This is a genomic window from Cupriavidus sp. 10L45 (assembly GCF_056395225.1).
The window spans coordinates 279,147-293,715 of record NZ_JBFTJC010000009.1 but is presented as its reverse complement, the minus strand read 5'-3'; the positions used below and the strand labels follow the sequence as shown (position 1 = coordinate 293,715).

15 protein-coding genes, 1 other RNA gene and 1 riboswitch are annotated in these 14,569 nt (G+C 69.9%); of the genes, 8 read left to right on the top strand and 8 right to left on the bottom strand.

Annotation, left to right across the window (positions count from 1 at the left end):
• Nucleotides 1–8: 8 nt before the first annotated feature.
• The 4 genes from AC1DFU_RS18185 to AC1DFU_RS18170 form a co-directional block, all read right to left on the bottom strand.
• Nucleotides 9–449: an EVE domain-containing protein gene (locus AC1DFU_RS18185; protein ID WP_092290742.1), complete on the bottom strand. Its 441-nt coding sequence runs from the start codon at nt 447–449 to the stop codon at nt 9–11.
• 112 nt (nt 450–561) lie between these two features.
• Nucleotides 562–778, bottom strand: a non-coding RNA gene (gene ssrS / locus AC1DFU_RS18180) — 6S RNA.
• Nucleotides 779–1,102: 324 nt separating this feature from the next.
• The gene (locus tag AC1DFU_RS18175) at nt 1,103–1,441 is read right to left on the bottom strand and encodes a cell division protein ZapA (RefSeq protein ID WP_092290740.1); all 339 of its coding nucleotides are present in this window, start codon (nt 1,439–1,441) and stop codon (nt 1,103–1,105) included.
• Nucleotides 1,438–1,773: a hypothetical protein gene (locus AC1DFU_RS18170; protein WP_092290738.1), complete on the bottom strand. Its 336-nt coding sequence runs from the start codon at nt 1,771–1,773 to the stop codon at nt 1,438–1,440. Before AC1DFU_RS18170 ends, AC1DFU_RS18175 begins: the two co-directional genes overlap by 4 nt.
• A gap of 201 nt (nt 1,774–1,974) precedes the next feature.
• A riboswitch (cobalamin riboswitch) is annotated at nt 1,975–2,238 on the top strand.
• Nucleotides 2,239–2,312: 74 nt separating this feature from the next.
• On the opposite strand from AC1DFU_RS18170, the gene AC1DFU_RS18165 reads away from it, so the two are divergent.
• The 7 genes from AC1DFU_RS18165 to cobC are packed head-to-tail and all read left to right on the top strand — an operon-like array spanning nt 2,313 to nt 9,251.
• A complete protein-coding gene (locus AC1DFU_RS18165) occupies nt 2,313–4,271 on the top strand; it encodes a TonB-dependent receptor plug domain-containing protein (protein ID WP_441590724.1) in 1,959 nt (652 codons plus the stop codon).
• 36 nt (nt 4,272–4,307) lie between these two features.
• Nucleotides 4,308–5,315, top strand: coding sequence for a FecCD family ABC transporter permease (locus AC1DFU_RS18160; RefSeq protein ID WP_092290734.1), 1,008 nt, complete (start codon nt 4,308–4,310; stop codon nt 5,313–5,315).
• On the top strand, nt 5,312–6,127 hold the full coding sequence (locus AC1DFU_RS18155; RefSeq protein ID WP_441590722.1) for an ABC transporter ATP-binding protein: 816 nt from the start codon (nt 5,312–5,314) through the stop codon (nt 6,125–6,127). The genes AC1DFU_RS18160 and AC1DFU_RS18155 overlap by 4 nt, the downstream gene beginning before the upstream one ends.
• A complete protein-coding gene (gene cobO / locus AC1DFU_RS18150) occupies nt 6,128–6,787 on the top strand; it encodes a cob(I)yrinic acid a,c-diamide adenosyltransferase (protein ID WP_092290730.1) in 660 nt (219 codons plus the stop codon). It begins immediately after the preceding gene.
• Nucleotides 6,788–6,806: 19 nt separating this feature from the next.
• Nucleotides 6,807–7,871 (top strand): nicotinate-nucleotide--dimethylbenzimidazole phosphoribosyltransferase, encoded by a 1,065-nt coding sequence (gene cobT, locus AC1DFU_RS18145; RefSeq protein ID WP_092290728.1) that lies wholly within the window; start codon nt 6,807–6,809, stop codon nt 7,869–7,871.
• 22 nt (nt 7,872–7,893) lie between these two features.
• Nucleotides 7,894–8,670, top strand: coding sequence for an adenosylcobinamide-GDP ribazoletransferase (locus AC1DFU_RS18140; protein WP_441590719.1), 777 nt, complete (start codon nt 7,894–7,896; stop codon nt 8,668–8,670).
• On the top strand, nt 8,655–9,251 hold the full coding sequence (cobC, locus tag AC1DFU_RS18135) for an alpha-ribazole phosphatase family protein (RefSeq protein WP_441590717.1): 597 nt from the start codon (nt 8,655–8,657) through the stop codon (nt 9,249–9,251). Before AC1DFU_RS18140 ends, cobC begins: the two co-directional genes overlap by 16 nt.
• A 32-nt stretch (nt 9,252–9,283) precedes the next feature.
• Here the strand turns inward: cobC and AC1DFU_RS18130 are convergent, their stop codons facing one another.
• The 4 genes from AC1DFU_RS18130 to cobU are packed head-to-tail and all read right to left on the bottom strand — an operon-like array spanning nt 9,284 to nt 12,905.
• On the bottom strand, nt 9,284–10,183 hold the full coding sequence (locus AC1DFU_RS18130) for a cobalamin-binding protein (protein WP_144197934.1): 900 nt from the start codon (nt 10,181–10,183) through the stop codon (nt 9,284–9,286).
• A gap of 1 nt (nt 10,184) precedes the next feature.
• Nucleotides 10,185–11,213 (bottom strand): threonine-phosphate decarboxylase CobD, encoded by a 1,029-nt coding sequence (cobD, locus tag AC1DFU_RS18125; RefSeq protein ID WP_092290721.1) that lies wholly within the window; start codon nt 11,211–11,213, stop codon nt 10,185–10,187.
• On the bottom strand, nt 11,210–12,178 hold the full coding sequence (gene cbiB / locus AC1DFU_RS18120; protein WP_441645485.1) for an adenosylcobinamide-phosphate synthase CbiB: 969 nt from the start codon (nt 12,176–12,178) through the stop codon (nt 11,210–11,212). The genes cobD and cbiB overlap by 4 nt, the downstream gene beginning before the upstream one ends.
• 10 nt (nt 12,179–12,188) lie before the next feature.
• A complete protein-coding gene (cobU, locus tag AC1DFU_RS18115) occupies nt 12,189–12,905 on the bottom strand; it encodes a bifunctional adenosylcobinamide kinase/adenosylcobinamide-phosphate guanylyltransferase (protein ID WP_092290717.1) in 717 nt (238 codons plus the stop codon).
• A gap of 169 nt (nt 12,906–13,074) precedes the next feature.
• Here cobU and AC1DFU_RS18110 point away from each other — a divergent pair, with 169 nt between their 5' ends.
• Nucleotides 13,075–14,547: a cobyric acid synthase gene (locus AC1DFU_RS18110; RefSeq protein WP_441590756.1), complete on the top strand. Its 1,473-nt coding sequence runs from the start codon at nt 13,075–13,077 to the stop codon at nt 14,545–14,547.
• Nucleotides 14,548–14,569: the final 22 nt, after the last annotated feature.

The following is a 14,569-nucleotide window of genomic DNA, read 5'->3' as shown; positions in this document are numbered from 1 at the left end:
TCGCCCCGTCACTTCATCAGCCGTTCGGTGATATAGCGCCATTCGGCCGGCGTGACCGGCGTGATGGAGAGGCGGTTGCCGCGCCGGAGCACGACCATGTCCGCCAGCGCCTCGTGCTCGCGCAGCGCGGGCAGCGGGACCAGCGCGCTCTTGCGCACGAAACGCACGTCCACGAGCGACCAGCGCGGCTCATCGGGCTTCGAGGCCTTGTCGTAGTAATCGCTCTTGGGATCGAACTGCGTGGGATCGGGGTAGGGCTGGGAGCAGACCTCGGCCAGTCCGGCGATGCCAGGCTCGGGGCAGGAGGAGTGGTAGAACAGCACACCATCGCCGATGCGCATCTGGTCGCGCATGAAGTTGCGCGCCTGGTAGTTGCGCACGCCCGTCCACGGCAGCGTGCCGCGCCTGGCAAGATCGTCGATGCTGGCTTCGTCCGGCTCGGACTTCATCAGCCAGTACTGGGGGGCGCGTTGGCCCGATTTGGCGGCGGGTGGCGTCACGATACCAGTATCCGTCGATCAAAGAAAAAAGGCGGTGGTTCTGAAAACCACCGCCTTCTGAGGGGTCCCCGCCTCGGCCGCTGGGTCGGCATCCTGAACCCAAGTGAGGTTCAGAGTGGCTGCGGAAGTCGCATTTTGGGTACATCACCCACTCAGGGAGTCCAAGCAGAACCAAGACTATGAATGCGGTGACGCGCTCGCCCACACGACATAATCCCGCACCATGCAATGCATATCGGTTCAAGGAGTTATGACCCTCACGAACCAGGCAGGGAAACTGTCAAACGTCTGACTTTATATTCACCTTACGCTGCGAGCAGCTGGGGTGATGTCAGACGTTTGCCGTTTCGAAACAGGATGGGATGAAAACGGCGGTCGGGCGCGATAACCTGACCTGTATGCTGCACCGGTAAGGCGTTTGTGCAGTCTGGCTACACTATACACCGCGTCGTCAGGCATACCAAGTTCGGCATGTCGCACCGTTACATTTTCAACACCGGACATCGGCCAAATCCGACATTGCGCCATCGGCTTCACATGCCTGTCATGTGCGGCCGATGCGGTGTGATTTCAAGTCCGGCCAGATCCGTCCGATGTCGATGTCAGCCCGGCGCGCGCGGGTCGGTGCCCACGTGCGCGTACTGCCGCAGTGCCTCGTCGGCGCGCTCGTTCAGCTCGCGGATGCGGGCGCGCACGGCGTCCACGGGAATCTGCCCGTCCTCCTCCTGCTTGCGGCGCATGGCCAGCAGGTCCGAGGCGATGCTGATGGCCGCCATCACGGCCACGCGCTCCACGCCCTTGGCGGAGACGTTGCCCTTGAGCTTGTTCATCTGGTTGTCCACCAGCGCCACCGCCTCCAGCAGCGCGGCTTCGTTGTCTGGCGCGATGGCGAAGCGGTAGGGCTGCCCCGCGATGTTCACTTCGACTTGCTTATTGCTCATGCGTGTTCTCCGGGGGCGGGGTGCGCGCCGCTGGCATCGGGGTCCGAGCCGGTGGCCGGGGCGCCTTCGCCCAGCAGGTCGAGCTGGCGCGCATCGCTGGCCGTGGGCAGCTTGTCCAGAATCGACTGGATGCGCAGCTGGGCTTCCTCGATCTTGATATTGAGCAGTTCGCGGTCGGCCGCCATGGATTCGCGGTCCGTGCGCAACTGGCTCGCCTCGGCCCGCAGGCGGTCGATCTCCGCGCGCAGCCGCTGGTTTTCCGCCGCCAGGGTGTCTGCGTGATGCAGCACGCGCCCGATCTTGGCGGCCAGTTGTTCGAGTTCGTTGAGCATAGTGCCTGTCTGTCCGATGGAATGTGGGTCAGGTTTCGGGATTCTAGCCGATGCCGGATCGGCCACGTCGTCAACGAGACGTTTCTGACTGCAGCGTCGCCAGGAAGTTGCATCGATCGTCACGCAACGTGCGGGTAACCGGCCCCGGAGTGGACGGTTCCGCACCACGTCCGCCAGATTGACGGCCCCGGTGAAACTGCCTACACTCGCGCACGTTCCAGGTGCTCGCGACCCTGCCCACAGGGCCGCAGTTCAACGGGAAACAGGGAGTCCGGGGCGCGCCGCGCGCTGGGCCAACCTGTGCTGCCCCCGCAACGGTAAGCGACCGCGCACGCGCCATGCGCCGCGCAAGGGCCTGCCAGCATGCCACTGATCCACCCCGACATTTGACGGGGATCCAGCGATCGGGAAGGCGGCCGGCCTGATGTCGTCAGCCCGGATACCGGCCTGAACGCGGGCGCACCGCTCCACAGCGGCGCGCCACTTCGCCACAAGGCCCGCGGGGACGGGCCCGGCCGTACTTCCATCCATCCAGCAACATGCGTTCCTCGCTCCACAGGCAGACCGCCGCGACCCAGCCGCCGGTCCGCCCGCGCGTGCCCGCCATCCTGGCGGCCATCGCCGCCTTCGTGCCCGCCCTTGTACCCGCTTTCTACCCCGCCATGGTCCACGCGCAAGCCGCGCCGGATGCCAGCGGCGCCGCCCCCGGCCAGACGCTCGCGCCGGTGGTCGTCACCGCCTCGCGCACCGCGCAGGCCGTGACCGAGGCGCTGCCGCACACCACGGTGGTCACTCAGGAAGACATCGTCAACACCCAAGCGCCGGACCTGCGCTCGCTGCTGCGCGGCCAGGCGGGCGTGGAGTTCGCCACCACGGGCGGCATGGGCGCCAACACCACGCTGTTCATGCGCGGCGCCAATTCCAACCAGGTGCTGATCCTGGTGGATGGCGTGCGCATCGCCGGTGCCAGCGGCGGCACCGCGCAGCTCAGCAATATCCTGCCGGACCAGATCGACCATATCGAGGTGGTGCGCGGCAACGTCTCGGCCCTGTACGGCTCCGACGCCATCGGCGGCGTGGTGCAGATCTTCACCAAGAGCGGCGCCGGCCAGGCCCCGGCGGCTAACGCTTCGGTGGAGTACGGCAGCAACAATACGCGCCAGGGCACCGTCGGCTATGGCGGGCAGGTGGGCGATACCTCGTTCAACGTCACCGGCTCGATGTTCAAGACCGACGGCTATTCGTCGATCGACGCCGCGAAATGGAATCGCGACAACCCCACGCGCGCCCGGCAGGGCATCGGCCCGAATCCGGCCGACAACCCGTACGAGAACAAGAGCGTCTCCGGCCAGGTGAAGCACAAGTTCAGCCAGGACTGGGACGCCGGCGTGGCCGCGTACTACTCCAACAGCCAGTTGTCGTACGACAGCACCAGCGGCAAGCCGACCGACGACCTGCGCATGGATAGCGAGCTGTACACGCTGTCCGCCTTCGTCAACGGCAAGCTGCTGCCCGACTGGCGCACCCATTTCAAGGTCGCCCAGAGCGAGGACCGCGCCGAAACCACCAAGAACGGCCTGTTCGACAGCCTGTTCAGCACGCGCTCGCGCCAGTTCAACTGGCAGAACGAGTACGCGCTGACGCCTGACCACACGCTGCTGTTCGGGACCGACTACCTCCAGCAGGAACTGTCGTCCAGCGCCTACAACGCGCCCATCCGCAATGTGTTCTCGGTTTACGGCGGCTACGAAGGCAAGATCGGCCGCCACCAGCTGCAGCTGAACGCGCGCAACGACCATTATTCGGACTTCGGCAACCAGGGCAGCTTCTTCGCCGGCTATGGCTTCCACCTGACCCAGGCGGTCAAGCTGATCGCCAACGTCAGCAACGCCTTCCGCGCGCCGACCTTCAACGAACTCTATTACCCGAACTTCGGCCAGCCGAACCTCCAGCCCGAGCGCGCGAAGTCGGCCGAGCTGGGCGTGCAGGTGGAGACTGCCGCCACCGGGTTGCTGCGCGTGACCGCGTTCGAGACCCGCTACAACGACCTGATCGTCTCCACGCAGCAGGCCAACGGGCTGTTCCTGGCGCAGAACGTCAACAAGGCCAAGGTGCAGGGGGTGGAGGCGTCCTGGCGCGCCAACCTGCTCGGCACCGATGTCGGCGCCAGCGTGACCTTCCAGAATCCGGTCGATGAGACCAACGGCACCCAGTTGCTGCGCCGCGCGCGCCGCCATGCGTCGTTCGATGTGGGCCGGAATTTCGGCGATTTCCGATTCGGGGGCGAGTGGCTGGTGTCGTCGTCGCGGATGGACAACGGCTCGCGCCGGCTGGGCGGATACGGTATCTTGAACCTCACCGCCCGCTACAACATCGACAAGCAATGGTACGTCGCCGCCCGCGTGGAAAACCTGTTCGACAAGAACTACCAGCTCGCCTATCCGTACGCCACGCAGGGCCGGGCGGGGTTCGTCACGCTGGGATGGCGCCAGAAATGAGGCCCGGCAAGGCGCCGCGCCCGGGCGGGGTCCGCCATGGCTGAGGCGCGCCGCGCGCTAGCCGTCTGGCTGGTCCTCGCCCTGGCGGGGCTGGCCGTGTTCGGCCTGTCGCTCGCGCTGGGCAGCGTATCGCTCGATGCCTCGCAGCTCTGGCAGGCCCTGACCGCCACCGATGCCGGCATGGCCGGGGCGATTGTCAGGGAATTGCGACTCCCCCGTGCCGTCGCCGCGTTCGCGTGCGGCGGCCTGCTGGCGCTCTCTGGCGCGCTGATGCAGGTGCTGCTGCGCAACCCGCTGGCCGAGCCCTATGTATTAGGCGTCTCGGGCGGCGCCGCCACCGGCGCGTTACTGGCGATGCTGCTGATGCTGCCGCTGTGGACCGTGCAGGCCGGCGCCGCCGGCGGGGCGCTGCTGTCGATGGTGCTGGTGGCTTCGCTGGCGCGCCGGGACCTGCTGCACCCGCGCGTGCAGGGCGGCCACCACGAGGCGGGCGCCCGCCTGCTGCTGACCGGCGTGATCCTGGCCGCCGGCTGGGGCGCGCTGATCACGCTGATCCTGGCCATCGCGCCGGAATCGCGGCTGCGCGGCATGCTGTTCTGGCTGACGGGCGACCTCGGCGGCACCGCCAGCTACGGCGCCGCGCTGGCCACGCTGGCCGTGGCGCTGGCGCTGGCCATGCCGATGGCCCGCTCGCTCAACGTGATGCTGCTCGGCGAGACCGTGGCGCAATCGCTGGGCGTGCAGGTGGGCCGGGTACGGCTGGCCACCTTCCTGATCGCCTCGTTCGCCATCGCGGCGGCGATCACCACGGCGGGGTCGATCGGCTTCGTCGGCCTGGTCGTGCCGCATATGGTGCGGCTGGCCTGGGGCAACGACCAGCGGCTGCTGCTGCCGGCCTCGGTGCTGCTGGGCGGCACATTGCTGATGGCGGCGGATCTGATCGCCCGTACCGTGATCGCCCCGACCCAACTGCCGGTGGGCGTGATTACCGCGCTGCTCGGCGTGCCGACCTTCCTTTATCTGTTGCTGCGGAGGCCGCGATGAACCATTGGTCTACGCCGCTCGCGCCTTGTCCCAGCCTGCACCTGCGCGATGTCGCCCTGCGCACCGGGTCGCGCGTGCTGGTGGAGCATCTGTCGATGGCCATCGCGCCGGGCGAGTTCTGGTGCGTGGTCGGCCCCAATGGCGTGGGCAAGTCCACGCTGATGGACGTGCTGGCCGGCCTGCGCGCGCCCGAGGGCGGCGAGGTCTGCATCGACGACATCCCGGTCACCCGCGCCGCGCCAGCCGCGCTCGCCCGCCAGCGCGCCTACCTGCCGCAGGCCGTGCACGACACCTTCTCGATGGCCGTGCAGGACGCCGTGCGCGTGGGACGTCATCCGCACATGAGCGGCTGGGGCTGGGGCCAGGGCGACGATGACCGCGTGGTGCGCGACGTCATGACCGAACTCGACCTCGACGCCCTGACCACGCGCGATGTCCTCACGCTCTCCGGCGGCGAGCGCCAGCGCGTGTCGCTGGCCGCCGCCATGGCCCAGCAGGCGCCGCTGCTGCTGCTCGACGAGCCGGTGGCCCACCTCGACCTGCGCCACCAGATCCTCGTGCTGGAACTGCTGCGCCGCCTGACCACGGCAGGCCGCCACGCGGCCGTCGTGATCCTGCACGATCTCAACCTGGCGCGCCGCTACGCCACGCATGCGCTGCTGATGTCCGAAGACGGTCAGGCGCTGCACGGCTCCGCGCCGGAAGTCCTCACCCCCGCGCAGTGCTCCCGCGCGCTGCGCACCCCCATCGTCAGCGTCAGCGACGGCCTCCATACGGCGCTGATTCCCGATGGGATGACTGGAAATTCGTAAATGAGCGATATCGACAACAACCCGCCGGACACCCCGGAAACGCCCGACACCCCAGACGATGCCGGCCGCGACGCCCGCCACAAGGCCCGCATGGCGCGCAAGAAGGAAGTGGTGGACGCCAAGATCTCCGCCGCGCAGACCGAGCGCGGCGTGATCGTGATCACCACCGGCAACGGCAAGGGCAAGTCCAGCTCGGGTTTCGGCATGGTCGTGCGCGCGATGGGCCACGGCATGCGCACGGGCGTGGTGCAGTTCATCAAGGGCGCCATCCCGAGCGGCGAGGAGATGTTCCTCCAGCGTTTTCCGGAAGCCTGCGAGTTCCACGTGATGGGCGAGGGCTACACCTGGGAGACCCAGGACCGCGCGCGCGACGTGGCCAAGGCCGAGGCCGCCTGGGAAATCGCCCGGCGCATGCTGCAGGATCCGGCCATCGGGCTGGTCCTGTTCGATGAACTGAATATCGCGCTGAAGCTGCACTACCTCGACGTGGAGCAGGTCATTGCCGACCTGCGCGCCCGTCCGCCGATGCAGCACGTGGTCATTACCGGCCGCGGCGCGCCGCCGGCGCTGGTCGAGGCCGCCGACACCGTGACCGAGATGACCCCGGTCAAGCACGCGTTCCAGCAGGGCATCAAGGCCCAGCGCGGCGTAGAAATGTAAAGACACTGCGGAAATGACGATGTCCACCTTCACCGACACCCCCCTGCAACTTCCCCCGATCGCCCCGCTCGATGACTCGCTGCGTGCCGCGCTCCAGGCCGCCATCGACGACAAGACCAAGCCGCCCGGCTCGCTGGGCCGGCTGGAGTCGCTGGCGATGCAGATCGGCCTGATCCGGGGCGAGACCCAGCCGGTGCTGACCCGCCCGACCATCATCGTGTTTGCCGGCGATCATGGCGTGGCCGATGCCGGCGTGAGCGCTTTCCCGCCCGAAGTCACGGCCCAGATGGTGCTGAACTTCCTCGGCGGCGGCGCGGCGATCAATGTCTTCACGCGCCAGCACGGCATGGTGCTGGAAGTGGTGGATGCCGGCGTGCGCGCGCCGCTGCCGGCCGCGCCGGGTCTGGTCAACTGCCGCGTGGCGGACGGCACGCGCAATTTCGTCGAGGAAGCCGCGATGACGCCGGCGCAGGCTGGCGCGGCCATCCAGGCCGGCATGGCGCGCGTGCTGCGCCATGCGGAGCAGGGCACCAATGTGATCGGTTTCGGCGAGATGGGTATCGCCAACACCTCCGCCGCCGCCTGCCTGATGAGCCGGCTGACCGGCCTGCCGCTGGCCGACTGCGCCGGGCGCGGCACCGGGCTGGACGACGCCGGCGTGGCCCGCAAGCGCGAGATCCTCGAGCGCGCGCTGGCCCGCCACGCCGAGGTCACCGCGCCGCTGGACGTGCTGGCCACCTTCGGCGGCTTCGAGATCGCGGCGATGACCGGCGCCTACCTGGCCGCCGCCGCCTGCCGCATGGTGATTCTGGTCGATGGCTTCATCGCCTCCGCCGCGCTGCTGGTGGCGGCACGGATCGACCCGACCGTGCTCCAGTACTGCGTGTTCTCGCATTGTTCCGATGAGCGCGGCCACAAGGCCCTGCTGGCCGAGTTCGGCGCCGAACCGCTGCTGGCCCTGAACCTGCGCCTGGGCGAAGGCACCGGTGCGGCGCTGGCGTGGCCGCTGGTGGCGTCGGCGGCGGCGTTCCTTAAGGAAATGGCGACGTTCAGCGGTGCCGGCGTGAGCCCCGGCGCGGCCTGATCGGAATCCGGAAAACCCGACCATGGCCGACGAACTGCGCTTCTTCCTGACCGCCCTCGGCTACTTCACGCGCGTGCCGTTGCCGCAGCGGCTGGCCGGCTGGGTCGGCTTCCAGCCGCACTACCTCAACGCGGCGGCGCGCTACTTTCCGCTGGTGGGTCTGCTGGTGGGCGTGGCCGGCGCGCTGGTCACCTGGGGCGCGCTGGCGTTGTGGAGCGCGCCCGTGGCGGTGGCGCTGGGCATGATCGCCACGCTGCTGCTGACCGGCGCGTTCCATGAGGATGGTCTGGCCGATTGCGTGGATGCCTTCGGCGGCGGCTATCGGCGCGAGGACGTGCTGGCCATCATGCACGACTCGCGCGTGGGCGCCTTCGGGGCCATCGCCATCGTCATGGCGCTGCTGCTCAAGTGGCAATTGCTGCTGGCCACGGGCGAGGCGGGCGGGCTGGCCGTGCTGCTGGCGGTGCTGGTGGCCGGCCATGGCGCGAGCCGGGCGATGGCCATCTCCTTCCTCGCCACGCACGACTATGTGCGCGCGGAGGGCAAGGCCAAGCCGGTGGCGCAGCGGCTGGCCGGGGCCGGGTTGCTGTTCGCGCTGGTCTGCGGCGTGGCGCCGCTGGCGCTGCTCGGGCCGACATTCGCGGGCGTGGCCATCGTCGTGCTGGTTGTCGTGCGCGCGGCGCTGGGCGCGTACTTCGTGCGCCGGCTGGGCGGCTATACCGGCGATTGCCTCGGCATGGCGCAGCAATGCGGCGAACTGTCGATCTACCTCGTGGCGGCCGCATGGACGTGGTCCTGATCCGCCACGCCCGGCCGGAAGTGGCGCCGGGCATCTGCTACGGCGCGCTGGACCTCGCGCTGGCGCTGCCCGTCTCACCGCCCGCCGAGCAGATCGTCGCCACGCTGGACGGTCTGCGGCCGGACCGCATCCTGACGAGCCCGGCGGCCCGCGCGCGCGACACGGCGTCGGCCTTGTCCCACGGCATCGACACCCGCATCCATCCGGAAATCGAACCGCGCCTGCGGGAGCTGGACTTCGGCCAGTGGGAAGGGCGGGAGTGGGCGACCATCGACCGCGCCGATCTCGATCACTGGGCGGCCAACCTGATGGCGGCGCGTCCGCACGGCGGCGAGAGCGCCGCGCAGGTCATGGCGCGCGTGGTGGACTGGGCCGGATCGCTGCCGGCCGACGCCGGGGGCTGCCTCTGGGTGGTGACCCACGCCGGCCCCATCCGCATGCTGGCTGCGCACTGGCTGGGCCTGCCGCTGGCGCGCACGCTGGGGTGGGAAATGGGCTTTGGGGCCACGTGCCGCTTCCATCTGGATGGTGCGGATGGCATGGGCGCACGGCTCGGCTGGTGGAACCGGCTGTCGAACTAGATCGAATTCGGTCGAACGAGTACGAATCTGAGTCAGGACGGCCGGCGCGAGCGCGCGATATCGAGATCCTTGCAGATCTCGGCCGCGCCCTGCACCACGCGCGGGCCGGCGCGGTTGACCAGGTCACCGTCGATGATGAACAGGTTGTTGCGCGCCACCGCCGTCACCGACTTCCATTTTTCCCACATCGAGAAATCCGCCAGCGGCTTGTCCGGCCGCGTGGCGCCGATGCCCGCCGTCATCATCGCCTCGGGGTTGCCGGCCACCACCGCTTCCACGGACACGGTCGGCACCAGCGGCGGCTCGTTCCCGAACAGGTTGCGCCCGCCGCACAGCGCCAGCATGTCGCTGACCATGTGCTGGCCGTTCAGCGTCATCAGCGGCTGCTGCCAGACCTGATAGAAGACCGTCACCGGCGGCCGGTTGGCGTAGGTCTTGCGCAGCGTCTCCACCTGCTGGCGGAAGTCCGCGGCGGCGCGCGTGGCCACCGGGCCGGTATCCATCAGCTTGCCGAGCTTCTCCAGGTTTTCCGGGATCGATTCGAGCTTGCGCGGCTCGCTGTAGAACAGCGGAAGGCCCAGCGCGCGCAGGCGGTCGGTCTGCTTCTGCGCGTTGCCGTGGCGCCAGACCACGATCAGGTCCGGCTTCAGCGCGGCAATCCGTTCGAGGTCCAGCGCCTTGTTGTCGCCCACGCGCGGCAGGTCGCGCGCCTGCGGCGGGTAGTCGCTGTAGGAGACCGTGCCGACGATGCGGTCGCCGCCGCCAGCGGCGTAGAGCAGCTCCGTTACATGCGGCGCCAGCGAGACGATGCGGCGCGCGGGCTGGGCCAGCGTCACGGTGTTGCCGGCATCGTCGATGACCGAAACGGCCGCGTGGGCGGTGGAGGTCAGGAGCGCGGCAAGCAGGGCCAGCGCGGCGGTGGACTTCGTCATGTCAGGGTGCGAGAGAGGAGGTGGCGTCGGCCAGCGCGCGGTCAAGCCGGCGCCAGCAGGGTTCGTCATCGGGCGGCAGGCCCAGGCGCAGGCTGGCGGGGCAGCCGCCGGCCGCATCGAACAGCCGGGTCCACACGCCTTGCTGCGCCAGCGCCGCGTGCAGGGCCGGCGCGCGGGCATCGGGGATCCAGCTGAACAGCGGCTGCGACACCGGGGCCAGCCCGTGCTCGCGCAGCAGCATGGCCAGCCGCTGGCCAGCGGCGGCGAGCCTGACGCGCGCGGCGTGCTGCCAATCGGCATCGGTGAGGGCATGCTGGGCGACGGCGCGCGCCGGTCCGGAGACGGTCCAGTGGCCGAGCTGATCGCCAAGTGCCGCGAGCAGGTCCGGCGCCGCGAACACGAAGCCGCAGCGCACGCCCGCCAGCCCGTAGAACTTGCCGAGCGAGCGCAGCACGACGAGGCCCGGCGCGGCGGCGTCCGCCACCAGCGACGGCGCGGCCAGCGCATCCATGAAGGCTTCGTCCACGACCAGCGTGCCGTGCCGGGCCGCCACTTGCCGATGCCAGTGGCGCAGCGTCTGCGCCGGCAGCAGCCGTGCGGTGGGGTTGTTCGGATTCACGACCACCAGATGGTCGAGGTCATCGGCCAGATCGACCCGGGCGAAATCGGCTTCATCGAGCGGCACGACCGTGTGCCCGGCCAGCGCGAACGCCGGGGCGTACTCGCTGTACCCGAGCGCGGCAATGCCCACCCGCCCGGGCCGCAGCAGGCGCGGTAGCGTGCGGATGGCCGCCTGCGAGCCGGCGACCGGCAACGCGTGCGCACCGCCGTAGGCGCGCGCGGCGATGTCCGCCAGGGCGTCGTCATCCTGCGGCAGCCGTTGCCAGACCTCGGCGGGCAGCGGCGGCACCGGGTAGCCGTCCGGATTGATGCCCGTGGACAGGTCGAGCCATTCGGCCACGGGCCGGCCATAACGGCGCGCGGCGGCGAGCAGGTTGCCGCCATGGCGGATCGGGGCGATGGCGGTCATGGGGCCATCCCCATCGTCATCGCCAGCGGCACGCTCAGCATCGCCAGCCCGAGCCAGAGCCACAGTGTGCGTTGCACCAGCCGCAGGCAGGCATCGACATGGGCCGCGCCGGGCCGCTCGCCCACGCCGAGGGGCGGCCGCTCCTCCCACTCGCCGTGATAGCGCGCGCCGCCACCGAGCGCCACGCCCACCGCGCCGGCGCCGGCCGCCATCACCGGACCCGCGTTGGGGCTGGACCACGCGGGCGCCTGCGTGCGCCAGCAGCGCAGCGCCTGCCCGGTAGCGCCGAGCAGCGCATAGGTCAGCGCGGTCAGCCGGGCGGGGATCAGGTTGAGGCCATCGTCGATCCGCGCGGCGGCCCAGCCGAAATGCAGCAGGCGCGGCGTGCGATAGCCCCACATCGCGTCGAGCGTATTGGCGAGCCGGAACACGATCGCCGCCGGGGCGCCGCCGATAAAGAACCAGAACAGCGCGCCGAAGATCGCATCGTTGCCGTTTTCCAGCGCCGATTCGCAGGCGGCACGGGCCAGCGCCTCGGCGTCGGCATCGGTGGTGTCGCGGGAGACGATGCGCGCGGTCAGCCGGCGGGCATCGACCAGGTCATGGCGCGCCAGCGCGGCGGCAATCGGCGCGATGTGCTGCGTCAGACTGCACGCGCCCAGCGCCGCGTAGAGCGCCACCGCGTGCAGCGCCCAGGCCAGCGCCGGGTGCGCCTGCTGCGCAAGCGCGACCAGCCCCCAGGCCAGTGCGGCCGGCACGAGCACCATCGTCGCCCAGGCCAGCAGTCCGGCGGTGCGTTGGCGTAGTGAGGAACATGCGGGGCGATTAAGACGCGCTTCCAGCGCGGCGGCCAGACGGCCGAAGCCGACCAGCGGATGCCAGCGGCGCGGCTCGCCCAGCCAGCGGTCCAGCAGCACGCCGGCGAGCGCGGCGGCCACGCAGGCCGCCCAGGACATCATCAACATGGTGGGAAGATCACGCGGGGTCGGCGCCCTTGACCGCAACCGGAATGCCGGCCACGAGCAGGCGCACGCGGTCTGCGGCGGCGGCCAGCTTCTGGTTCAGGCGGCCCAGTTCGTCCACGTAGAAACGGGTGATGGCGCCCGTGGGCACCACGCCGAAGCCGATCTCGTTGGAGACCAGGATCACGTGGCCCGGCAGCATCGGCAGCGCGGTGAGCAGCGCGTCGATTTCCTCGGTGAAGGCGGGCGGTGGGGTAATCACGCCGTACTCGGGGTAGGCGCGGTTCTCGTCGAAGATCAGGTTGTTGAGCCAGAGCGTGACGCAATCGACGAGGATGCAGCCGTCATGGCGCGCGTGCGCGTAAAGGGCGTCGGCTAGGTGTACCGGCTCCTCCACCAGCGCCCAGTCGGCCGGGCGGCGGGCGCGGTGCAGCGCGATGCGCAGCTCCATTTCCTCGTCGGCCGGCTCGGCGTCATGGCGCGCGGTGGCGATGTAGGTCACCGGGCCGCACGTCAGCGTGGCGTGGTCCGTGGCGAGCTGTTCGGCGAAATGGCTCTTGCCCGAGCGCGCCCCGCCCAGCACCAGCGTGAGCATGCGCGGGACCGCCGTGCCGGCCTGCGGCTGCGGCGCGGTCTCCGTCTCGGGCGTGCTGGCAACGGCGGCGCCGGCCGACGCGGGGTCGGCGGGTCCGGTGATGCCGAGTGACTTGGCGATGGCCTTGGTTTCCATCCGGCGTATTGTAGCGGCGGCATGCGGTGCCCGCACGCATGGAACTTGCAGGGCCACCGCGCGTGGCGCACCGGCCGGGCAACGACGCTGCGATAATCGCGCCATGCAATCGAAAACTATTTCCAGCGCTGCGCCGCTGGCCGGCGGGCGTGCCCTGCGCGGCACCCTGATGGTCCAGGGCACCACCTCCGATGCAGGCAAGAGCACCATCGTCGCCGGCCTGTGCCGCGTGCTGGCGCGCGCCGGTGCGGCGGTGGTGCCGTTCAAGCCGCAGAACATGGCGCTGAACAGCGCGGTGACCGTCGATGGCGGCGAGATCGGCCGCGCGCAGGCGTTGCAGGCGCAGGCGGCGGGGCTCGCCCCCCATACGGACATGAACCCGGTGCTGCTCAAGCCGAGCAGCGACATCGGCGCGCAGGTCATCATCCACGGCCGCGCGCGCATGGATCTGGACGCCCGCGCCTATCACGCCTACAAGCCGCAGGCGATGGCCGCCGTGCTGGAGAGTCACGACCGCCTGAAACAGGCGTACGAAGTGGTGCTGGTGGAGGGCGCCGGCAGCCCCGCCGAAATCAACCTGCGCGACCGCGACATCGCGAACATGGGGTTTGCCGAGCGGGTGGACTGCCCGGTGGTGCTGGTGGCCGATATCGACCGGGGCGGCGTGTTTGCCCATCTGGTGGGTACGCTCGATTGCCTGTCCGAGACCGAGCGCGCGCGCGTGACCGGTTTCATCATCAACCGCTTCCGGGGGGATATCCGCCTGCTGGAGCCGGGGCTCGACTGGCTGACCGCGCGCACCGGCAAGCCGGTGTTCGGCGTGCTGCCTTACCTGCACGGGCTGCACCTCGATGCCGAGGACGCGATCATCGACGCCCAGCCCGCCCGGGATGGCGACGACGTGCTGCGCGTGATCGTGCCGGTGCTGCCGCGCATCTCGAACCATACGGATTTCGACGCCCTGCGCGCCCATCCCGGCGTGGACCTGCGTTTCATCGGCCCGGGCATGCCGGTGCCGCCGGCGGACCTCGTGATCCTGCCCGGCAGCAAGAGCGTGCGCGCGGACCTGGCCTTCCTGCGCGCCAACGGCTGGGACCACGCGCTGGCGCGGCATCTGCGCTATGGCGGCAAACTGATCGGCATCTGCGGCGGCATGCAGATGCTGGGCCGGCGGATTCATGACCCGGACGGCCGTGAAGGCCCGGCCGGCAGCAGCGACGGCCTCGGCTGGCTCGACTTCGACACCACGCTGGCCCCGGAAAAGCAGTTGCGGCAGGTCGGCGGCCGGCTGGCGGGCGATGACGCGGCGCCGGTACGCGGCTACGAGATCCACCTCGGCGTGACCGAGGGGCCGGCGCTGGATCGGCCCGCTTTGTGGCTGGAAGACAACATTTCGGGCGATGGGGCCGGGCGGCCCGATGGCGCCCGTTCGGACGACGCTCAGGTGCTGGCGACCTACGTCCACGGCCTGTTCGACGACCCCGCCGCGTGCGGCGCGCTGTTGCGCTGGGCCGGTTTGCGGCACGCGGAGGGGGTGGACCTCGACGCGCTGCGGGAGGCATCGATCGACCGGCTGGCGGACACCATGGCCGCCCATCTCGACCTGGCTGCGTTGCTCGGACCGCTTTCAGGGCAGTCCTGACCATTCAGTCCGGGGCGCCGAG